At 45.5% G+C, this 21,499-nt stretch carries 22 protein-coding genes; 1 reads left to right on the top strand and 21 read right to left on the bottom strand.

Annotated elements, in window-relative coordinates:
- Positions 1 to 193 precede the first annotated feature (193 nt).
- From wecB to FS666_RS01815, 19 genes are all read right to left on the bottom strand, one after another.
- Positions 194 to 1,345: a non-hydrolyzing UDP-N-acetylglucosamine 2-epimerase gene (gene wecB / locus FS666_RS01905; protein WP_144460116.1), complete on the bottom strand. Its 1,152-nt coding sequence runs from the start codon at positions 1,343 to 1,345 to the stop codon at positions 194 to 196.
- 35 nt (positions 1,346 to 1,380) lie between these two features.
- Positions 1,381 to 2,010 (bottom strand): uracil phosphoribosyltransferase, encoded by a 630-nt coding sequence (gene upp, locus FS666_RS01900; protein WP_120070668.1) that lies wholly within the window; start codon positions 2,008 to 2,010, stop codon positions 1,381 to 1,383.
- Positions 2,011 to 2,228: 218 nt separating this feature from the next.
- The gene (locus FS666_RS01895; RefSeq protein ID WP_144460117.1) at positions 2,229 to 3,491 is read right to left on the bottom strand and encodes a serine hydroxymethyltransferase; all 1,263 of its coding nucleotides are present in this window, start codon (positions 3,489 to 3,491) and stop codon (positions 2,229 to 2,231) included.
- A 110-nt stretch (positions 3,492 to 3,601) separates the two neighbouring features.
- Complete coding sequence (locus tag FS666_RS01890; RefSeq protein WP_120070663.1) at positions 3,602 to 4,174, bottom strand: TIGR01440 family protein; 573 nt, start codon at positions 4,172 to 4,174, stop codon at positions 3,602 to 3,604.
- A 26-nt stretch (positions 4,175 to 4,200) separates the two neighbouring features.
- Positions 4,201 to 4,647 carry a ribose 5-phosphate isomerase B gene (rpiB, locus tag FS666_RS01885; RefSeq protein WP_120070659.1) on the bottom strand — a complete coding sequence of 149 codons (447 nt, stop codon included), beginning with the start codon at positions 4,645 to 4,647 and terminating at the stop codon, positions 4,201 to 4,203.
- 92 nt (positions 4,648 to 4,739) lie between these two features.
- Positions 4,740 to 5,174 (bottom strand): low molecular weight protein arginine phosphatase, encoded by a 435-nt coding sequence (locus FS666_RS01880; RefSeq protein WP_144460118.1) that lies wholly within the window; start codon positions 5,172 to 5,174, stop codon positions 4,740 to 4,742.
- Positions 5,175 to 5,304: 130 nt separating this feature from the next.
- On the bottom strand, positions 5,305 to 5,853 hold the full coding sequence (locus FS666_RS01875; RefSeq protein ID WP_144460119.1) for a manganese efflux pump MntP: 549 nt from the start codon (positions 5,851 to 5,853) through the stop codon (positions 5,305 to 5,307).
- Positions 5,854 to 5,946: 93 nt separating this feature from the next.
- A complete protein-coding gene (locus FS666_RS01870) occupies positions 5,947 to 6,999 on the bottom strand; it encodes an L-threonylcarbamoyladenylate synthase (protein ID WP_144460120.1) in 1,053 nt (350 codons plus the stop codon).
- Positions 7,000 to 7,263: 264 nt separating this feature from the next.
- The gene (gene spoIIR / locus FS666_RS01865) at positions 7,264 to 7,980 is read right to left on the bottom strand and encodes a stage II sporulation protein R (RefSeq protein ID WP_144460121.1); all 717 of its coding nucleotides are present in this window, start codon (positions 7,978 to 7,980) and stop codon (positions 7,264 to 7,266) included.
- Between the two features lie 54 nt (positions 7,981 to 8,034).
- Positions 8,035 to 8,910: a peptide chain release factor N(5)-glutamine methyltransferase gene (gene prmC, locus FS666_RS01860; RefSeq protein WP_144460122.1), complete on the bottom strand. Its 876-nt coding sequence runs from the start codon at positions 8,908 to 8,910 to the stop codon at positions 8,035 to 8,037.
- Complete coding sequence (gene prfA / locus FS666_RS01855; RefSeq protein ID WP_144460123.1) at positions 8,911 to 9,981, bottom strand: peptide chain release factor 1; 1,071 nt, start codon at positions 9,979 to 9,981, stop codon at positions 8,911 to 8,913. It abuts the gene before it with no gap.
- Between the two features lie 360 nt (positions 9,982 to 10,341).
- Positions 10,342 to 10,959, bottom strand: a complete 618-nt coding sequence (locus FS666_RS01850; protein ID WP_244943815.1) for a thymidine kinase — start codon at positions 10,957 to 10,959, stop codon at positions 10,342 to 10,344.
- 488 nt (positions 10,960 to 11,447) lie between these two features.
- Positions 11,448 to 11,648, bottom strand: a complete 201-nt coding sequence (rpmE, locus tag FS666_RS01845) for a 50S ribosomal protein L31 (protein ID WP_120070638.1) — start codon at positions 11,646 to 11,648, stop codon at positions 11,448 to 11,450.
- Positions 11,649 to 11,803: 155 nt separating this feature from the next.
- Complete coding sequence (gene rho, locus FS666_RS01840) at positions 11,804 to 13,054, bottom strand: transcription termination factor Rho (protein ID WP_120070926.1); 1,251 nt, start codon at positions 13,052 to 13,054, stop codon at positions 11,804 to 11,806.
- Positions 13,055 to 13,306: 252 nt separating this feature from the next.
- The gene (gene glpX / locus FS666_RS01835) at positions 13,307 to 14,272 is read right to left on the bottom strand and encodes a class II fructose-bisphosphatase (protein WP_120070635.1); all 966 of its coding nucleotides are present in this window, start codon (positions 14,270 to 14,272) and stop codon (positions 13,307 to 13,309) included.
- Between the two features lie 103 nt (positions 14,273 to 14,375).
- The gene (locus tag FS666_RS01830; protein WP_144460124.1) at positions 14,376 to 15,662 is read right to left on the bottom strand and encodes a UDP-N-acetylglucosamine 1-carboxyvinyltransferase; all 1,287 of its coding nucleotides are present in this window, start codon (positions 15,660 to 15,662) and stop codon (positions 14,376 to 14,378) included.
- A gap of 121 nt (positions 15,663 to 15,783) precedes the next feature.
- Positions 15,784 to 16,431, bottom strand: coding sequence for a fructose-6-phosphate aldolase (gene fsa / locus FS666_RS01825; RefSeq protein WP_144460125.1), 648 nt, complete (start codon positions 16,429 to 16,431; stop codon positions 15,784 to 15,786).
- Between the two features lie 242 nt (positions 16,432 to 16,673).
- Positions 16,674 to 17,537, bottom strand: coding sequence for a class II fructose-1,6-bisphosphate aldolase (gene fba, locus FS666_RS01820; RefSeq protein ID WP_120070628.1), 864 nt, complete (start codon positions 17,535 to 17,537; stop codon positions 16,674 to 16,676).
- A 122-nt stretch (positions 17,538 to 17,659) separates the two neighbouring features.
- Positions 17,660 to 18,043 carry a response regulator gene (locus FS666_RS01815; protein WP_144460126.1) on the bottom strand — a complete coding sequence of 128 codons (384 nt, stop codon included), beginning with the start codon at positions 18,041 to 18,043 and terminating at the stop codon, positions 17,660 to 17,662.
- A 225-nt stretch (positions 18,044 to 18,268) separates the two neighbouring features.
- Here FS666_RS01815 and FS666_RS01810 point away from each other — a divergent pair, with 225 nt between their 5' ends.
- On the top strand, positions 18,269 to 18,790 hold the full coding sequence (locus FS666_RS01810; protein WP_144460128.1) for a DUF2529 domain-containing protein: 522 nt from the start codon (positions 18,269 to 18,271) through the stop codon (positions 18,788 to 18,790).
- An 85-nt stretch (positions 18,791 to 18,875) separates the two neighbouring features.
- On the opposite strand, the gene FS666_RS01805 is transcribed toward FS666_RS01810, so the two are convergent.
- Together FS666_RS01805 and rpoE are read right to left on the bottom strand one after the other, a co-directional pair.
- On the bottom strand, positions 18,876 to 20,480 hold the full coding sequence (locus FS666_RS01805) for a CTP synthase (RefSeq protein ID WP_144460129.1): 1,605 nt from the start codon (positions 20,478 to 20,480) through the stop codon (positions 18,876 to 18,878).
- Between the two features lie 263 nt (positions 20,481 to 20,743).
- A complete protein-coding gene (gene rpoE / locus FS666_RS01800; protein ID WP_390614647.1) occupies positions 20,744 to 21,292 on the bottom strand; it encodes a DNA-directed RNA polymerase subunit delta in 549 nt (182 codons plus the stop codon).
- Positions 21,293 to 21,499: the final 207 nt, after the last annotated feature.

The following is a 21,499-nucleotide window of genomic DNA, read 5'->3' as shown; positions in this document are numbered from 1 at the left end:
CCTTTGTTAGCATACAATAGGGTTATGTCAAAGTCAACGGGTTTCATGTGAAATTAGAAACAAACTAAACGCGTTTTTCAGTTTGTCACAAATTCATCAAATTTCATCTAACATGTGGTTTTTCGACCTTTTTCTGCCATGGATTGTTATACATGCAGTATCACCAAAAACAGGAGGAAATTTTCCCTCCTGTTCAATCAACGGGCCGAAAAGGCTCAGGACGTTCATCTTTCATTTTAAAATAATATAAAATGGCATCCGCTATCCGTTTTGAAGCTTCCCCATCACCGTACGGGTTGATGGCTTGGGCCATTTTCTTATATTCTTCGGAATCTGTGAGCAATTCAGCGGCCAAGCGGTAAATCGTTTCTTCATCGGTCCCGGCAAGCTTCAGCGTCCCCGCTTCGATCCCTTCAGGGCGCTCTGTCGTATCCCGGAGAACAAGTACCGGAACTCCAAGAGACGGCGCTTCCTCCTGAACCCCCCCTGAATCGGTGAGTATCAAGTGGGCCCGGTTGGCAAAGTTATGAAAATCAATGACACCAAGGGGTTCGATCAGATGTATGCGCTGGTCATTGCCCAGCTCTTCATCAGCAATGTTTCGAACCACCGGGTTTAAATGAACGGGATAAATGACCTGGATATCCGGCTGTTCATTTACAATCCGTTTAATGGCCCTGAACATGTTTCGCATTGGCTGGCCAAGATTCTCCCTGCGGTGGGCGGTGAGAAGGATCAGCCGGTCGTTCCCAAGCTTATCGAGCACCGCGTGCCCATACTCCTTTTTTACTGTAGTCTTAAGGGCATCGATAGCCGTATTTCCGGTGATAAAGATATTCTCTTCCTTTTTATCTTCATTGATCAGATTCCGGGCTGCTTTTTCAGTAGGAGAAAAATGCAGATCCGCAATGACCCCTGTCAGCTGCCGATTCATCTCTTCAGGAAAAGGAGAATATTTATTCCATGTCCTCAAGCCTGCCTCAACGTGGCCTACAGCAGATTGGTTGTAAAAAGCGGCCAGGCTTGCGGAAAATGTGGTCGTCGTATCACCGTGAACGAGAACAATATCCGGCTTCAGGTCTTTCATGACCCCATCCAGCCCCTCAAGGCTGCGCGTTGTGACATCAGTCAGGGTTTGCCGGTCTTTCATGATATTCAAATCAAAATCCGGCTCGATATTAAAAATTTCAAGTACCTGATCAAGCATTTGCCGATGCTGGGCTGTTACAGCCACGAACGGCTCAAACTCATCGTTCCTATTTTTCAGCTCCTTCACAAGCGGGGCCATCTTTATGGCCTCCGGCCTCGTCCCGAAAACAGATAGTACTTTGATTCGCTTACTCATTTGGGGATCCCTCTTCTTTCTTTATATTCTCAGAATTACTTTGTCCCAAATAAACGATCCCCGGCATCGCCTAAACCCGGTACAATATATCCTTTTTCGTTCAGCCTTTCATCCACGCCCGCAACATAAATATCCACATCCGGATGGGCGTCCTGGATGGCTTTAATTCCCTCGGGAGCGGCGATCAGGCACATGAGCTTCATCTGTTTGGCTCCGCGCTTTTTCAAGGAATGAATGGCTTCTACGGCAGTTCCGCCAGTCGCAAGCATGGGGTCGACAATAATGAAAAATCTGTCTTGTATATCGCTTGGGAGTTTTAGATAATACTCAACCGGCAGCAAAGTTTCCGGGTCACGGTAAAGACCGACATGCCCTACCTTTGCAGCAGGAATTAATTTTAATATACCGTCCACCATGCCGATTCCGGCTCTGAGGATCGGAACAATGCCTATCTTTTTCCCGGCCAGCACTTTCGAAGTAGCCTTGCTCACCGGCGTTTCCACTTCAATCTCTTTCAGGGGCATATCTCTGGTAATTTCAAAAGCCATCAACGTTGCGACTTCGTCAACAAGCTCGCGGAATTCCTTTGTCCCTGTATTTTTATCGCGGATGTATGTAATTTTGTGCTGAATGAGAGGATGGTCGATTATATGAACTTTGCCCATGCGTGCTCTCTCCTTTGTTCTTTTATTTACGATCAAGACGGGAGCTTTGAAGTGATTCAGACGGCAGGCAGAACCAATTCACCCTCGCTCTGGTCGTTATATCCCTGCCCATTTTACATAAAAGAAAATCTTTCGGCAACTAGAAAAGCGAAAGCGCCCGTTTATTCGACAACCACAAGAACAGCCTGCCTTTGATAGACAGACTGTTCATAAAAAAATTATTCATAGAGAGGGAAACGGGATGTGATGGCCTCAACCTTCTTGCGTGCCTCTTCCAATTTCTCTTCATCGCCGTTATTTTTCAGGACAAAAGCGATCAAGGAGGCGATTGCATCCATTTCTTTCATTCCGAATCCGCGTGATGTAACAGCCGCTGTTCCTATACGGATGCCGCTTGTTACAAACGGGCCTTCAGGATCGTATGGGATCGTGTTTTTATTGACAGTGATCCCTACATCATCAAGAACTTTTTCCGCATCTTTTCCGGTCAATCCCAAAGAACGCACATCCAATAGAAGCAAGTGGTTGTCCGTTCCGCCGGAAACGAGGTTCACACCTTCTTCTTTAAGGCTTTCGGCAAGCCTGTTTGCATTTTCCATAATGAGTTTTGCGTAATCTTTGAAATCAGCACGCAAAACTTCACCAAATGCAACGGCTTTTGCGGCAATGACGTGCATGAGCGGGCCGCCCTGAATTCCAGGGAAAACGGACTTATCGATTGATTTTGCAAACTTTTCTTTGCAAAGGATCATTCCGCCGCGTGGACCGCGCAATGTTTTGTGAGTAGTTGTTGTAACAAAATCGGCATATGGAACCGGATTAGGATGGAGTCCTGCCGCCACAAGACCGGCAATATGAGCCATATCCACCATAAAATAAGCCCCGACTTCGTCGGCGATTTCACGGAATTTCTCAAAATCAATGACTCTTGGATATGCGCTGGCACCCGCGACAATCAGCTTCGGCTTATGCTCAAGCGCTTTTTGGCGTACATCTTCGTAATTGATGCGGTGGCTTTCTTTATCAACACCGTATTCGACAAAATTATATTGTACCCCGCTGAAGTTGACCGGGCTGCCGTGGGTAAGGTGCCCGCCGTGTGACAAGTTCATGCCCAGCACAGTATCCCCATGCTCAAGAATAGTAAAATAAACGGCCATGTTTGCTTGAGCTCCGGAATGCGGCTGTACGTTTGCATGCTCAGCACCAAAGATCTGTTTTGCACGGTCGCGTGCCAAGTCCTCGGCAATATCGACATACTCACAGCCTCCATAATAACGGCGGCCGGGATAGCCTTCAGCATATTTATTTGTCAACACCGATCCTTGCGCTTCCATTACCGCTTCGCTGACAAAGTTTTCGGATGCGATCAATTCAATTTTCGTCCGCTGCCTTTTCAATTCCTTTTGAATGGCTTCATAAACTTGCGGATCTTCTTGTGCAATAGCACTTAAAGCACTATTTTCACTCAGTTTGCTCATATTGCTCCCCCTCATCCTTTCAAGTCTCGCTTGTATTCGTAATCGCTTTTATTTTAACATGAAGAGTCGGACTTTCCAAACCTCTTTTGAACAAAAACGGAACATTTCTCTTAAAAGGAACATTGATCGTTCAGTTTTTGCTTTTCATATACCGCTCTTGCCCCGCCAATCAGCTTCGGCCTTGTCGTTGCAATCGTCACATGGGCGCCGCCCACAGATTTTTGGCTGACTCTTACCGGTACAGCCACATGTTTCAAATGCATTCCGATAAACGTGTCACCTATATCAATGCCTGCATCTGCCTTGATAAATTCAACAACCACCGGATCCTTCATTTGTGAATAGGCATAAGTGGCCATGGATCCGCCCGCATTTCGGACCGGAACAACTGTTACTTCATCCCAGCCATTTTCTGAAGCAATCTGCCTTTCAACGACTAAAGCACGGTTTAAATGTTCGCAGCATTGAAAAGCGAGATGGACCTTTTTATCGTCCGCAAACTTCTTCAATTCTTCGTACAGCATACTTGCGGCTTCCAGCGTGCCGGAAGTGCCGATTTTTTGCCCGGCAATTTCGGATGTTGAGCAGCCGATGACCAATACTTTCCCCTCAGCGATAGGGAGGCTTTCCCTGCATTCATCAAGAAGAGCTCGCATTTCTTCCCGCCATTGTTCAATTGCCAATTAAAACGCCCCCTTGTTGATTTCCATCATAGTTTTTCCGTTTCATAGTCCTTAATTTTTTTCACCCTGTTTTCGTGGCGGCCGCCTTCAAAATCAGTTTCCAGCCAAGTCTTTGCAATCTCGCGGGCCAATCCAGGGCCGATGACCCGTTCCCCCATTGCCAAAATATTGCTGTCATTATGAAGCCTTGTTGCTTTTGCACTAAACACATCATGTACAAGGGCGCAGCGTATCCCTTTTACTTTGTTGGCAGCTATGCTCATGCCGATTCCGGTTCCGCAAATCAGAATACCCCTGTCACATTCCCCTTTTACCACTTTTTCCGCCACAGGAATGGCATAGTCGGGATAATCAACGGAACAACCGCCTTCACAACCCAAATCTTCATAATCAATATTCATTTCATCCAGCAGCTGGAGAATTTCCTTTCGGATGTTTATACCGCCGTGGTCAGATGCAATTGCGACTTTCATTGAAAGATTCCCCTCCTTATTTGTTCGTCACACGCTTCCTTCATTATAAAAGAAGAGCAGTCCAGTTGCCATTTTGGCGCGCGGATTTTGGGCTAATCAAGGGAAAGCCGCTCAATCAGCTCCTTCATTTCTTTAAAAGTCTCACGATATGTATGAATGTCCCCCCCGAAAGGATCGTCTATATCAATGTTGCCTTCGGGTCCCTCAACATATTCCTTTAATGTGAATATCTTATCGGCGGCTGCCGGATACTTGTCCATCAGCATTTCTTTATGGGCTCTCGTCATCGTGAACACATAGGAAGCCCAATTCAAATCATCCTCTGCCAGCTGCTTGGACCTGTGATTCAGATGCATTTTGTTTTCTGCTAAAACTTTCAATGCATTTTCGGCCGCCCGGCTGCCTTCGACGGAAAATAGGCCGGCTGACCTGGCAAAAGCATTCCCGGCTTGGAGATGATTAAAAATCGCTTCGGCCATCGGGCTCCGGCAAGTATTGCCAGTGCAAACAAACAATACGTTTTTCATAGCTGCCCCCTTATGGACTTTTCTTTATATTATATCACTAAAAGAGAAATCACCTGCCAATCCTAGAAACTAAAAATGGCTGCACGAGGACAGCCGTAAATTTTTCAACCATATGTATATGTGAGCAAGTTCAGCCAATGAAAACCAGCTTGATTCCAAAAACGATCAGAATAAAGCCGCCAAGCAGCTCCCCGTAAAAGCCAAGCCAATTTTGTACTTTCCTCCCCAAAATGAGCCCGCTCCATGTCAAAAGGGCGGAAACCGCACCGAATATAATCATGGCAGCAATCGCCTTTGCACCAAACATCCCCAGGCTCAGCCCGGCAGAAAAGCTGTCCAGGCTTACGACCATGCTAAAAAAAAGCAGCCCCCACCCGATCGGCGCAACGATCGTTTGCTCTTCGTTGCGAAAACTTGAAACAATCATCATCACACCCATGATTACCAGAAGCATGCCGCCGATATAACCCGTAATTTTTCCAAAAGTCGCCGACAGCAGATGCCCTGTCATAATTCCCAAAAGCGGCATTGCCATATGAAATAAACCAATCGTTATTCCGATTGAAAAAATTTGACGTAATCTCAGTTTAAACGTTCCCATGCCAAGGGAAACAGAAAAAGCATCCATCCCCACCGCAAAAGCCATGATCACTAATGTTACCAATTCAGGAAGCCACATGGATTATTCTCCTTTCACCTCGGACGTGCCTATAAAAAATAATATGCACCGAAATGAAAGAGTAGACATCCTTAAAATCATTCAGCTCGCTTCTCAATTTTTCCCCTTCGTGATCTTTCTGTGGGCAGCCGCTTTTTCAAGCCTGTTCATGATTGCCGCACCCACTCCTTGAACCGGATAAACCTCCGCATAAATGATATCAAGGTTTTTTTCCTCAAAACTTCTTAATGCATGATAAAGGCTATGTGCGACACTCTTTAAATCCGCCCTGCTTCCACAAACAGCCACCGCATCCGCGTTGTAAAAAGAAGCTGATTCTTCGGGGGCAAGAACGCCGACTTTTAGACCGGAATCCCTCTTTTGATCAATCAGTTCCTGAATCCATTCCTTATCCCCGTCCGCCAAAAATAATGGTGCAGACGGAGCATAATGCCTGTATTTCATCCCGGGTGATTTAGGCGCGGCTTCCGAATGTTTAAGAGCGGGATCCTGTTCAACATGTTCGATGACTCTTTCAATATCTTCTTTGGACAAGCCGCCGGGACGCAAAATGACAGGAACCTTTGCAGTGCAGTCAAGAACTGTGGATTCCACACCCACCCCTGTAGGACCGCCATCAACCACTCCCGCTATCAGGCCATCCAAATCAGCCAACACATGAGATGCTGAAGTGGGGCTTGGCTTTCCTGACTTATTGGCGCTCGGGGCGGCAACAGGCACACCTGCGGCATCAATAAGCGCCAGCGCTACCGGATGATCCGGCATTCTTACAGCGACCGTATCGAGTCCAGCTGTTGTCAGCGATGATACAGCATCTGGTTTCTTTTTTAAAATCAGTGTTAACGGACCCGGCCAAAATTGGGCCATTAGCCTGGCAGCAGTCTCCGGAATGTCTCTTGTTAATAACTCTAGCTGCCCCATATTGGATATGTGGACAATCAAGGGATTGTCTGCGGGCCTTCCTTTTGCGGCAAATATTTTTGAAACAGCGGCATCCGACATAGCATTTGCTCCGAGCCCATAGACTGTTTCCGTTGGGAAGGCGATAACTTCCCCTTCTTTTAGAAGCTGTGAAGCTTCCACTATTTGTGGATAATTCTTTTCGCTATCCACATCATTATCCACAGACCAACATTTCGTTTCCATGTTCCCACCTCTTTTTGCCTAGATATACACCTTTAAATATAGGGATTTCTAGCGTTACAGATTTCATTCAAACGTTTGATTAATAAATTATTAACAACTTGGGGATAAAATTACCTAAATTGTGGATAACCGTATTGTTTTTTGTGAATAACTGGCTATCATTTAGCTTCTTTCCGGCCGTTAAACTTAAGCTTTACTCACACAATATTACTTTCTCTTCTTATAAAAAACAAAAAATCTCCCTTTCGAGAGATTGGTTGTGTATCAAAGCAGCTCATCAAACAGTTCCTTCAAAAAGAATTTGACCTCTACTTCTTCTTCCTCTTCCTGTTCGCCTACGAATACAGGATCAGGTACCGCGGGCAGTCCGGCCTCTTCTGATAAGCTTTCTTCCTGCGCAACTTCTATATCAACATGGTTATCCACACTTTCTTCTATTCCCCGGCTTACCGCAGCACTGTTGGAGTAATCCAGGAAACAAAGCGGCGGAAACAGTACACACCACCAATTGGACCCTTTGCCTTCTCCAAGTGTGATCAATACAGCTTCATATGTGCCGGCCGGGTATAGATATTGACCGTATAATTTTGTCGGAAATTGAACATCCCCGAAATCGATGCCTACTGAATAATGAAGATCATGTTTTGCAAGTTCGGCTTTCGCAATCTTTTCGAGCTCCGGAAGCCTTGAAGAAATGACATACCGTGCTTCCTCGATGGAGGTCAATTGCTCCACCCACTCGTTAATCTGCTTATTCACAGCATCCCGGACAGCTCTTTTGACTTCCTGATCCCTTTCACTGTCGCTGTTGGCAAGAATCCGAAGCCGGATCGCCTCATCAGGAATGACCGTTAGATTTTCCGCTGCCGAGCTCTCTTGTTCCGGAAAATAAAAGCTCATAACGGCAGCCAGCGAAAGAACTGCAATATATACACTTGCCATATATTTTTGATAGAATTTTGGTTTACTATTTTTTCTCATATTCCCCACCTGTCCCTTCACTAGGACAGTATGGACAACTTTTGAATCTTATAATCAATCGAAAGGTATTTTCTGCTGTATCAAAGTGACAATGCGCTCTTTGCCATTTATATCCCTAATGACTTCAATCTCCGCTTCAGGAAAGCAGCCCGCCAATAATCTGCTCACAGCCTCGCCTTGCCCATCTCCGATTTCAAAAGCAGCGAGCGCATTTTCTTTTAACACTTTTGGCAGTTCAGACGAAAACCGCCGATAAAAATCTAATCCATCTTCTCCTCCAAACAATGCCGAATGGGGCTCATGTTCGGAGACAACATCTGATAATTTCTCATGGACAGGAATATATGGGGGATTGGACACGACGATATCCAACTTCAGTCCACGATCAATAAACGGCTGGAGCAAATCTCCCTGTAAAAATTGAATTTCCGCATTAAGGCGTTCAGCATTCCTTTCGGCCATTTGCAGCGCCTTTTTGGAAAAATCAGATGCATAGACAGAAAGAACAGGCCTCTCCAATTTTAAACTGACGGCTATTGCCCCGCTTCCTGTCCCAATGTCCGCCGCTTTCAAGCCGGACAAAGATTTAAATGTTGCATCCAATTTTTTTAAAACAGCCTCGATCAGCTCTTCCGTTTCCGGACGCGGAATAAGAACATCTTCATTTACAAGAAATGTTCTTCCGTAAAATTCTTCGTATCCGATGATATGCTGGACCGGCCGGCCTGCTGCATGTTCCCTGACTGCCTTTTCAAACCGATGCCACTCATGATCGGCAATAGGCATTCTCTGTTCAGCGAGCAGTCTTGACCGGCTCATGTTCAGCTGGGCTCTCAGTAATATTTCACCGGCATTGGCATCCCGTCCATTTGCTTTTAAAAAAGAAGAAGCCCAGGAAAGGGCTTTGAATATCGTCCGTTCATCTGACAATTAATCTTCCACGCTTTCAAGCTTTTTGGATTGATCTTCAACGATCAGTGCATCTATCACTTCATCCAGTTTGCCTTCCAGGATTTGATCCAGTTTCTGGATGGTCAAACCGATGCGGTGGTCTGTTACGCGATTCTGCGGAAAGTTATACGTCCGGATCCTTTCGGAGCGGTCACCTGTTCCCACAGCCGATTTGCGGTTGGCATCATACTCTTCTTGTGCCTCCTGCTGGAATTTATCATAAATGCGTGCACGGAGAACCTTCATCGCCTTTTCCTTATTTTTGATCTGCGACTTTTCATCTTGGCAGGAAACCACAATTCCAGTCGGGATATGAGTTAAACGTACGGCTGACATCGTCGTGTTGACGCTTTGCCCGCCTGGTCCGCTGGAGGCGAATGTGTCGACACGGATATCTTTTTCATGTATATCCACTTCCACTTCCTCGGCTTCAGGAAGGACAGCCACTGTAGCGGTGGAAGTATGGATGCGGCCGCCTGATTCCGTCTCCGGCACCCGCTGTACCCTGTGTGCGCCATTTTCGTATTTCAACCTGGAAAAAGCTCCATTTCCGTTGATAATGAAAATGATTTCTTTGAAGCCGCCCAGACCTGTGGAATGCTCTTCGATCACTTCCGTCTTCCATCCGCGGGCTTCTGCATATCTGCTGTACATTCTGTAAAGGTCACCTGCGAATAATGCTGCTTCATCTCCCCCGGCAGCTCCCCGGATTTCCATAATGACGTTTTTATCGTCGTTGGGGTCCTTCGGGATCAAAAGAATTTTCAGCCGTTCTTCCAGTTCCCCGATCCGGGGTTCCAATTCAGCGATCTCTTCCTTAACCATTTCGCGCATCTCCGGATCGAGCTTATCATCCAGCAATTCTTTGGCATCTTCGTATTCCGATTTTGCCTCTTTATATTCCCTGTACACTTCAACCGTCTCTGCTATTGAAGATTGTTCTTTTGAATATTCCCGGAGTTTTTCCGAATTGCTGACAACTTCAGGATCGCTCAGCAACTCATTTAACTTCTCATAACGGTCTTCAACCGCTTGCAATCTATCGAACACAAGTCTTCACCTCAAAGTTTTTCCTTTCATGCTCTTTTTATAGTACACTGTCCACTTTCTCCAAAGCAAATTTTTTTTAGAAAAGCGCAAGGCGCCCGTCTATCGGCGCAAAGCTAGACTACGCTTGCGAAGGCGTAGTTTGCCTTCATCAGCGATTGGCTTAATCCTTACGCCGATGGCGCCTGAAGCTGGACATTACGTTAATCTTGTTTGAAGAGAAAATTCGGTAAAATTTTATGCTTTCTTTAGCTTTTGAAAAAGCATTCGTTTCATTTTATGTGGATAAACCCTCATCTGTTATTCAAATGTGGACAGGAACCCAAAAAAAATCCAGCACTCTGTCTGGATTTTATATCGGGTCTACTCTTCACTTTTCACAAGCTGCGCCAAATGTCCGCTCACACCCGAAGGCACCTCATGATGGCGGCGGCATCTTGCTTCATAAGCCTCGGAAGCTCCCACTAAAATAACCGGATCATCATAACAGGCGGGCTTGCCATCGATTAGGCGCTGCGTCCGGCTGGCAGGTTCTCCACAGATGACGCATACAGCCTGCAGCTTGGTCACGTATTCCGCCATGGCCAACAACTCAGGCATGGATCCGAAAGGCTCTCCGCGGAAATCCTGGTCCAGCCCCGCTGCGATAACCCTGTGTCCTGAGTCGGCCAGCTGATTTACGACCTCCACAATTTTCTCATCAAAAAATTGGGCTTCATCAATGGCAACAACATCAACGTCCGCATGGACCCACTGAAAAATATCGATGGAGTTATCCACAGGCTGTGCCATAGCAGATAACCCGTTGTGGGAAACAACTTCATTGATACTGTAACGATCATCCAGTTTCGGCTTGAAAATCATCAAGTTTTGCCGTGCATATTGAACCCTTCTGACCCGGCGGATCAGTTCTTCCGTTTTCCCGGAGAACATGCTGCCGCAAATCACTTCAATTGAGCCCATTTGGTTGGTGACTTCCACTTATCCACACCCCTGTCCCATTTTACGTAAGCGATTTGAATTTATCCACAAAAATTTGCATAACAAAGGCGCAAGCGCCTGTTTATTGACGTACAGACTGGAGCGCTTCTGACGAGATAAAGGATAAGGAAGTGCGGAGAGTGCCTGCTTATCGGCGACAAGCATAAGACGAGCGCTGTAGAAGGCGTAGTTTGCCTTCAGCAGCGATTGGCTTATGACCTCGAGCCGATGGCACTCGCAGCCGGACAACACGCGCAGCGGAGCGGAGCGATGTTGACTTATCGTAGGAAGAAGCGTGAAGTCTGCTAGTCGATAGGCGCTGGCCGCCTTAAAGCGCCACGTCCTGTGGCGCCGGCGGCACTAGGACCTCCTGTCCGTCGGAGCCGGACGTAGCACAAAAAGATAATGAGTTATCAACAACTTAAGCGCTTTATAATTTTCTGACCATAAAAAAACGGGCAAGCCTCCTTGCCCGATTTTTACGATTATTATTTAAGCCCGTATTTTTTGTTAAAGCGATCAACACGTCCGTCCGCGGATGCGAATTTTTGACGGCCAGTGTAAAATGGATGGCAGGCTGAGCAAATTTCCACACGGATGTTCTCTTTGACAGAGCCGCTTTCAAATTCATTGCCGCATGCACATTTTACTGTCGCTTTTTTATATTCTGGATGGATTCCTGTTTTCATTACATTTCATCTCCTTAATGCCCTGAATCATTTGCTGAAACAGAGTTCTATATTACGATGCAGATTTTAGCTGCATTAATTCAAAAAAGCACATTTTTTATTATAACAAGATGACAGCAAAAATGCAATTCATGCTGAAGGAAATTTTTTAGACACTACTTCGCCGTCAACGCCTCAAAAAATTCTTCGTTCGTCTTTGTCTGCTTCAGCTTGCGCAGGAATTTCTCCGCAAAATCAGGAGTGTCCGACATCGCTTTACGTAGTTTCCACATTTTCTCAAGCTGATCTTTCGGTATGAGAAGCTCTTCTTTCCTTGTGCCGGAACGGCGGATATCGATGGCCGGGAAGATCCTTCTTTCAGCCAAAGAACGGTCCAAATGAAGTTCCAAATTCCCTGTTCCCTTGAATTCCTCATAAATGACATCATCCATACGGGATCCCGTATCCACAAGGGCTGTCGCCAAAATGGTCAGGCTGCCGCCCTCTTCAATATTTCTTGCAGCACCAAAAAATCGCTTTGGACGGTGGAATGCGGCAGGGTCAATACCCCCTGAAAGCGTTCTTCCGCTCGGAGGAATGACGAGATTATAAGCACGGGCAAGCCTCGTGATACTGTCCATCAAAATGATAACATCACGCTTATGCTCCACAAGCCTCATAGCGCGTTCCAAAACCAGTTCAGCCACTTTGATATGGTTTTCAGGAACCTCATCGAATGTGGAGCTTACAACCTCTGCATCTACCGAACGCTCGATATCTGTAACCTCTTCTGGTCTTTCATCTATCAACAGTACAATCAATTCTGATTCGGGATGATTCGTCGTAATTGAATTGGCAATGGATTTTAACAGCATTGTTTTACCGGCTTTCGGAGGAGCCACAATCAAGCCGCGCTGTCCAAAACCAACCGGGGAAATAAGGTCCATGATTCTGGTAGACAGGTTCGAAGGGGCTGTTTCCAGTTTAATCTGCCTATCCGGGTAAAGTGGAGTCAAAGCCGGGAAGTGGACACGCTCCTTTGCGCTTTCCGGATCATCACCATTGACCGCCTCTACATGCAGCAACCCGTAATAGCGTTCGTTTTCCTTGGGCGGACGCACTTTACCGGATACCTTATCGCCATTTCGCAAATCGAAGCGGCGGATCTGCGAAGCGGATATATAAATGTCCTCGGAACTTGCCGTATAGTTGATCGGCCTTAAAAACCCGAATCCTTCAGATTGGATGATCTCCAGGACGCCTTCCATGAAAAAGAAACCTTCCTGTTCCGCACGGGCTTTTAAAATGGCAAATATCAATTCTTTTTTTGTGAGTTTGCTGTAATAGGAAACTTTATATTCGCGGGCAAGTTCATATAATTCTTTCAGTTTCATATCTTCCAACGAAGAGATGGTTAAACCAGCCATTTCTACACCACACTTTTTCAATATTTTATTGCTTTTTTCATACTTATAATATTTCGCGCACACTTGTTTTCATCCTGCTTTAATCTTCTTGTCTGTTAATCCTCATGAAGTTGTTATATGTAAAATAACATTATGTTGAGAAAGTGGAAGGATTGTTTTGAGTGCATTTCACATGAAGAATAGGAAGAATGAGACCATGGCATTGTGTTACAACTTAAAAGGCATGAAGGAGGGAACGGATCCCTCCTAAAATTATAATTCCACAACCATATTTGGTTTTTTGCTTAGACTGTGGCGGCCTTCGATAAAGCGAATTGTGCCCGATTTGGCGCGCAATACAATGGAATGGGTAGATCCGTAAGAGCCTTTAAATTGAACGCCTTTCAATAGTTCGCCGTCTGTTACTCCGGTAGCGGCAAAAATGGCGTCATCGCCCTTCACCAAATCTTCCATTCTGAATACTTGATTGACATCAATATTCATTTTCCTGCATCGTTCTATTTCACCATCATTGGAAGGGACAAGCCTGCCTTGAAGTTCTCCGCCAAGACACTTAAGCGCTGCTGCGGCTATTACGCCTTCGGGGGCACCGCCTGTACCAAACAAAATATCAACGCCTGTCTGGTCAAAAGCGGTATTGATCGCTCCGGCAACGTCGCCATTATCAATCAGTTTGATCCGGGCACCGGCTTCGCGGAGTTCCGCAATGATTTTTTCATGGCGCGGGCGGTTCAGAACAGTTGCCACGACATCTTCGATATTTTTATTTTTTGCCTTCGCCACTGCTTTTAAATTATCCGTAACTGAGGCATTCAAGTCGATTTTTCCTACCGCTTCGGGCCCGACAGCAATTTTTTCCATATACATATCCGGGGCATGAAGAAGATTTCCTGCATCGGCAATGGCGATAACAGACAGCGCATTCCATCCGCCGGAAGCCACAATTGATGTGCCCTCAAGCGGGTCAACGGCTACGTCGACTTTCGGCCCCTGCCCGGTTCCAAGCTTTTCACCGATATAAAGCATGGGAGCCTCGTCCATTTCCCCTTCGCCGATTACCACTGTCCCTTGCATCGGAATCGTATCAAAAACATTACGCATCGCAGTGGTAGCAGCATCATCCGCTTCATTTTTCATTCCGCGGCCCATCCATCTTGCAGATTTAAGCGCAGCCGCTTCTGTCACTCTCACGAGCTCCATCGATAAACTTCTTTCCATTGACTTTCCTCCCGTCATTGGCAGCATATTGCCCTGAAGTTAAAGTATATCATATTTCTGCCATTTTCTGTATTGTATATCACTAGAAAAGACTGGGAAGTTTTTAGGAACTTTTTAATTGTTCAATCTCCTGGTCCGTCATTTTTTCGCGCCAAATGGTAGCGCCAAGACCATTTAATTTATCTACCAATCCGCTGTAGCCCCTGTCAATGTGATCCAGTCCGGTCACTTCGGTAATCCCTTCGGCCATTAACCCCGCAATAACGAGGGCAGCTCCCGCTCTGAGGTCGGATGCCTTGACTCTTGCCCCTTGGAGGACAGTCGAACCGTTAACAATTGCGGAGCTTCCCTCCACCTTGATATTGGCATTCATTCTCCGCAACTCATCAATATGCTTGAAGCGCGCGGAATAAATTGTATCAGTGACAATGGAAGAGCCCTCCGCCTTTGTCAGCAAAGAAGTAAAAGGCTGCTGCAAATCAGTCGGAAAGCCCGGATATACAAGCGTTTTGACATCCACCGGCTTCAGCTTTTCACTCTTTCCGATAAAGGCCTGTTCGTCGCTTGTTTCAACCGGGACGCCCATTTCTCTCAATTTGGCCGTAAGAGATTCCATATGATGTGGAATGATATTATCGATCAATACACCTTCCCCGATAGCCGATCCTAATATCATAAAGGTTCCGGCTTCAATTCTGTCAGGAATGATTGTATGCTGGCATCCGTGAAGCCGATCTACCCCATCGATCCGGATGACATCCGTTCCGGCACCTTTGATTTTGGCCCCCATGTTTGTCAATAATGTCGCTACATCAATAATTTCAGGTTCCTTGGCAGCATTTTCTATAACCGTCCGTCCTTTTGCCTTTACTGCCGCCAGCATAATATTGATAGTAGCACCGACACTTACAACGTCCAAATAGATTCGGGCGCCGTTCAATTCATCTGCCCGAAGGTATAAAGCCCCCTGTTCGTTGGTTACCTTTGCACCCAAAGCCTCAAATCCTTTAATATGCTGGTCGATCGGGCGCGGTCCGAGATGGCAGCCTCCAGGAAGTCCGATTACAGCTTTTTTGAAGCGTCCAAGCATGGCACCCATCAGATAATAGGATGCTCTCAATTTCTTCACTTTTCCGTTCGGCAATGGCATGGAAATCATATTGGTAGGATCTACATGCATAACATCATGATCCAGCGTCACTTTGCCTCCGATTTCTTCCAACAAGCCGCTCAACGTATCAACATCTGAAATGTGGGGAAGACCCTCGATTTTCACAGGGGAATCTGCCAGAATGGTAGCCGGTATAAGTGCGACAGCACTGTTTTTTGCACCGCTCACTTTTATTGTTCCTTTTAACGGATAACCGCCAGCGATCTTTAGCTTCTCCATTTTTGACTTCCTTTCAGGCCTGTTAAGGTATAATATTTTTTCGAAAATAGGCATTATACCCTTTATTATAAACAAAAATTGGCGAAACATGTAGGCTTCATAACCTTAAATGGGAAAATTATCATTTATTTTTTCTTGCTTCCCAATCACGGATAAAAGATTCGATTCCCCAGTCTGTCAATGGATGTTTAAACAATTGGACAAGTACTTTATACGGCAGGGTTGCAATATGCGCACCGTTTAATGCAGCTTCCGTCACATGCTGGGGATGGCGGATGGACGCCGCAATGATTTGTGTATCAAGATGATGGATTGAAAAAATATCCGCGATTTCGGATATAATCTCCCCTCCGCTGTGGCCGATATCGTCCAGGCGGCCGATGAATGGAGAAACATACGTGGCTCCGGCCCGTGCTGCAACGAGAGCCTGGTTAGAGTTGAAGATGAGCGTTACATTCGTTTTAACATTTTCTTTGGACAAAATGTTTACTGCTTTCATCCCATCATGGGTCATGGGAATTTTGACCGTAATATTCGGAGCGATGGCTGCCAGTTCCATCCCTTCTTTTACCATTCCATCCGTATCTAATGCAATCACTTCGGCACTTACAGAACCGGGAACAACTTTGGTAATTTCTTTTAAACGCTCATGAAATGAAACATCCTCTTTTGCCACTAATGACGGATTTGTTGTGACTCCGTCGATGATTCCCAATTCAATCGCTTTCTCTATTTCATCAAGATTGGCGGTATCAAGAAAAAATTTCAATGGGTACAACTCCTTTTCAATAATATGGAAACCGCCAAGATAAGCCAGGCGGTTTCTTTGTTCTCTGTATCTATAGTTTTTATTAAAAAATTACTCCGCTTTTCCAATGTCCAGCTCCAACGCTCAGCGACTAGCAAACTTCGCACTCCTCCACTACGATAAGTCAACATCGGCTCCTTCGTCGCCGTGTTTCCTTTATCTCATTGCGGAGTGCTCCAGTTTGTACGTCGCTAAACAAGCGTTTACGCTTTTCCCGACGATCCGAAATCACGCATTTTGCCCATGACGGTTTCTTTGATTGCTTCCCGGGCAGGGCCAAGGTACTTGCGCGGATCGTACATGTCAGGATTTTCAGCCAAAACCTCCCGCACACGCTTTGAGGAAGAGATTTGGTTTTCTGTATTTACGTTGATTTTCGCTGTTCCAAGGGAAATGGCCCTCTGGATATCTTTAAGCGGAATGCCTGTGCCGCCATGAAGCACTAGAGGAACACCCGTCAGCTTCATTACTTCCTCCATGCGGTCAAAGCCCAGTTTAGGCTCTCCTTTATATGGACCGTGAACCGAGCCCAAGGCAGGAGCAAAGCAGTCGACATTCGTTTCTCTTACGAGGCGGTCGCATTCTTCAGGAATTGCGTAGGAGGCTTCTGCATCATCGACTGTCAGGTCATCCTCCTGGCCGCCGATTCTTCCCAGCTCTGCCTCTACTGAAACGCCAAACATATGGGCGAGCTCGACCACTTTCTTTGTCAATTCAATGTTTTCCTCAAGCGGCAGATGAGAGCCGTCAATCATGACAGAGGTGAAACCCGCATGTATGGCTTTGGCGCACATCTCAAAGCTTGAACCGTGGTCCAGATGAATCGCTACCGGCACCGTAACGCCGTATTCTTCCATGAGCGCTTCAACCATACGGACAGTCAGTTTGAAGCCTCCCATATAACGTGCTGCACCTTCCGAAACTCCCAAAATGACAGGTGACTTCTCTTCCTGCGCCGCCTGCAATATGGCCTGTGTGAATTCCAGGTTGTTCAGATTGAATTGGCCGACCGCATATTTTCCTTCGTTTGCTTTATGTAACATCTCTCTCATTGATACTAAAGGCAAAATCTTTTCCTCCTTTATATTGGGCCTGACCCAATAGAAACCTCAGTCGTTTTTTGCAGTATCATCATATCAAATTATTTACTATAATACCATTGATGCAGATATTTTTTAAAATTCATCTTTTATGTAGCGGTCCGGTCTGAGTTGACCAATAAAAACTTTTTCACAGCAGAACGGATTTCTTCAATATCAAACGGCTTGGAAAAATGGGCAAGCGCTCCCAATTTTTTTGTTTGTTCAATGAGATCCAATTCCCCGTATGCCGTCATGATAATGACCCTGATATCCGGATTGATTTCCTTCATTTTTTTCAATATTTCAAGCCCATCCATTCCCGGAATTTTCATATCCAAAAGAACAAGGTCCGGAGCATGCTGCTCTGTCACACTCAAAGCCTGTAATCCGTTTGCAGCCTGAAAAATTTCATACCCCTCTTTTTGCAAAACTTCGTTCAATAGGGTCCGTATCCCAAATTGATCGTCGACAATCAACACTTTTTCCCTCATTGTTATCCCCCTTCATTAAATTGGTATTCTAATAACCACCCCAAATCAAAATTTTCAGCTTTAATTTTTCAATTTTAGTTTGTAGTATATCCTTTCGCTGTCAGATGCCTTATTTCCTTCTAAAGATATATAGCCTTTCCGCCTTCTCCCACTGGCTCTTTCTTTTTTTTCCAAGTCCGGACCTCTATAATAGTTATATCTCCCTTTATGAAAGGAAGTTATTTCATGTTAAAAATGTTATCAACCCAGCTGACCGGACTGTTTTTGAAAATTAATGAAAAGGAAGAAATGGCTTTGGAAGATGGAGCAAGACTATTAGCCCAGGCTCCCGCCGGCGAGGGAAAAATATATTTTAAGGGTTTTGGCGAAATGGAAGGAGTTGTCCGCGAAGCATTGGAAGGGGCTGAACCTTTGGTACATGCAAAAGCTCTTGGGGAAGCGGATGCATTGGCCCATACAGACCGCGCAATTGTCTTTTCCCGCTTTTCCGACAGCCCGGAAGCGGTCTCCTTGGGCCTGGAGCTTACGGAAAAAGGCATCCCTTTTGTGTCTGTGTCAGCAGCGAAGAGTGAAACCGGCAAGGGTTTGGCGGATTTGGCCGACGTCCATATTGATACGCATGTTATCAGGCCCATTCTTCCAGCTGAAGATGGAACGAGAGTCGTATTCCCATCCCTGATTACCGCTCTTTATATTTATCATGCATTGAAATTTACCATAGATGAAATTCTTTTGGAGAATGAATAAAACTGCCCGGACTTTTGGGCAGTTTTATTCATTCTATATGGATTGGAACAGCTTTTTTCTCCGAAAAAAGGCTGTTCCAATGAAATTATTGGTCCAATTTTCCCAAGGCAGCTTTTATAAATCCTTTGAATAGCGGCTGCGGTTTTGTTGGGCGGGATGTAAATTCGGGATGGAACTGGCTGGCGATAAACCAGGGATGATCCGCTAATTCCACAATCTCCACCAGATTTCCGTCAGGGCTTGTACCCGAGAAAACAAATCCGGCTTCTTCCATCTGCTGCCGATATTCGTTATTAAATTCATATCGATGGCGATGGCGTTCATTTACTAAGTCTTCCTGGTACAATTCATGTGCTTTTGTTCCCGGCCTGAGTTTGCAAGGATAAAGGCCTAAACGCAAGGTTCCTCCCAAGTCAACGATTTGATCCTGATCTGGAAGAAGATCGATCACAGGATGATCGGTTGCAGGATTGATTTCAGATGAGTTGGCTGTTTCGATTCCAAGTACATTTCGGGCATATTCGATGGAAGCAAGCTGCATTCCGAGGCAGATTCCCAAAAACGGCACTTTGTTTTCCCTGGCATATTTGATTGCCGCAAGCTTTCCGTCAATGCCCCGGTCTCCGAAGCCGCCGGGTACAAGGATTCCATCACAGTCATGCAGAAGCTCTTCCGCATTTTCTGTTGTCACAAGCTCCGCGTTGAGCCATTTGACTTCAACATCTGAATCAAAGGCATAGCCGGCGTGCTTCAATGCTTCCACGACTGATATATAGGCATCGGGCAGCTCCACATACTTTCCAACCAGGGCGATTTTTGTTGTTTTGGACAGGTTTTGGACTTTTTCCACCAATTTCTTCCAATCTGACATATCAGCTTCGTGGCAGACAAGCTTCAAATGATCACAGACGATTTGATCCAGATGCTGTTCCTGAAGGGAAAGCGGAACGGAATACAGCGTGCTTGCATCAAGCGCTTCAATGACCGCTTCTTTTTCAATATCACAGAACAAAGCGATTTTGTCTTTCATATCTTGGGAAATCGGCATTTCCGTACGCACCACAATAACATTTGGCTGGATCCCAAGACTTCTGAGCTCTTTTACACTATGCTGTGTCGGTTTTGTCTTCATTTCGCCGGCTGCTTCAAGATAAGGTACAAGCGTACAATGGATATACATGACATTGTCCCGGCCCACATCGTTTTTCATTTGTCTTATGGCTTCAAGAAAAGGCAGTGATTCTATATCGCCAACAGTACCGCCAATCTCTGTTATGACGACATCAGCATCAGTTTTCTCCGCTGCACGATAAATGCGGTCTTTGATTTCATTTGTAATATGGGGAATGACCTGGACCGTACCCCCGTTATAATCGCCGCGGCGCTCTTTTCTGATGACTTCCGAATAGACTTTTCCTGTCGTGATATTGCTGTACTTATTGAGGTTGATGTCAATGAAACGTTCGTAGTGGCCAAGGTCCAAATCAGTTTCAGCACCGTCTTCCGTCACAAATACTTCTCCATGCTGATACGGACTCATTGTTCCCGGGTCTACGTTAAGGTAGGGATCGAACTTTTGAATCGTTACATTCAAGCCACGGTTCTTAAGTAAACGTCCAAGTGATGCGGCGGTTATACCTTTCCCAAGTGAGGAAACTACACCACCGGTTACAAAAATATATTTTGACACAATTTTTCCTCCTTCATCCTGTCCCTATGTTTCCACATCTTTGCTCCGGATAGCCAAAAAAAGCAAAAATGCAAGCGCCCGCCAGCATGTAAAGCTAAATAGCTTCAGCTGCGGTACGCCGCATGTCATTCATGGTATCCATCATGTCAAAAACATAAAAAACGCTCCGCTACAAAAGTAAGGGAGCGTTGCGTATTGTAAGTCAGTCCTTTTTCAAGGAGCCCAAGTAAAATTCTACATACTGGGATGTAAGAAGTCAAGAACTATTCTTCCTCTTCTTCCTCTTCTTCCAAGTCTAATTCATCATCATCCAAATCATAATCTTCATCTTCATCAAGCAGTTCCTCATCTTCATCATTAAAATCAGCTTCTTCTTCCCGAAGGGCTTCCAGGCTCTCGTCTTCTTCGAGGTCGTCATCCAATTCATCTTCAAAATCAAGTTCCTCTTCTTCGATATCCAGCAGCAGTTCGTCATCCTCCAATGCAGCTTTCGCCTTCTTCTTTTTCTTTTTCGTTGGTGCCGGAGTAATGATTTCTTCATCCACTTGGTCAAATGGATACCATTCACGCAGTCCCCACTGATTTTCTCCCAGTGCCAAGAAACTGCCATCCACATTCAAGTCAGTATAAAATTGAAGCATTCTTGAACGCAACTCTTCATCCGACAGCTCCAAAAACTTTCCAATTTCTGCAGTGAGCTCCTGAAACTGCATACCCTGCTTTTTTTCTTCCAATATACTTTGCGCGATTTCAATAAACGACATCTCTTTACGCTCATCCATGGACAATTGCTCAAGTTTCAATCCCTGCACAACCTTTCCCCTATTGATAGAAGGCCCGCCGTCGCCTTTAATGCTAATTTATAGATACTCAACATTATAAACAAATATCTTTCCTTTATGCCACCTTTTTATTCAATAAATATTAATTCGGATAACCGCTGCCCGCGGGAGCACATTATAAACAAATATCTTTCCTTTATGCCACCTTTTTATTCAATAAATATTAATTCGGATAAC

Source organism: Siminovitchia fortis, assembly GCF_007681465.1.
Lineage (GTDB): Bacteria > Bacillota > Bacilli > Bacillales > Bacillaceae_C > Siminovitchia > Siminovitchia fortis.
This window is presented reverse-complemented; position numbering and strand designations above follow the sequence as displayed.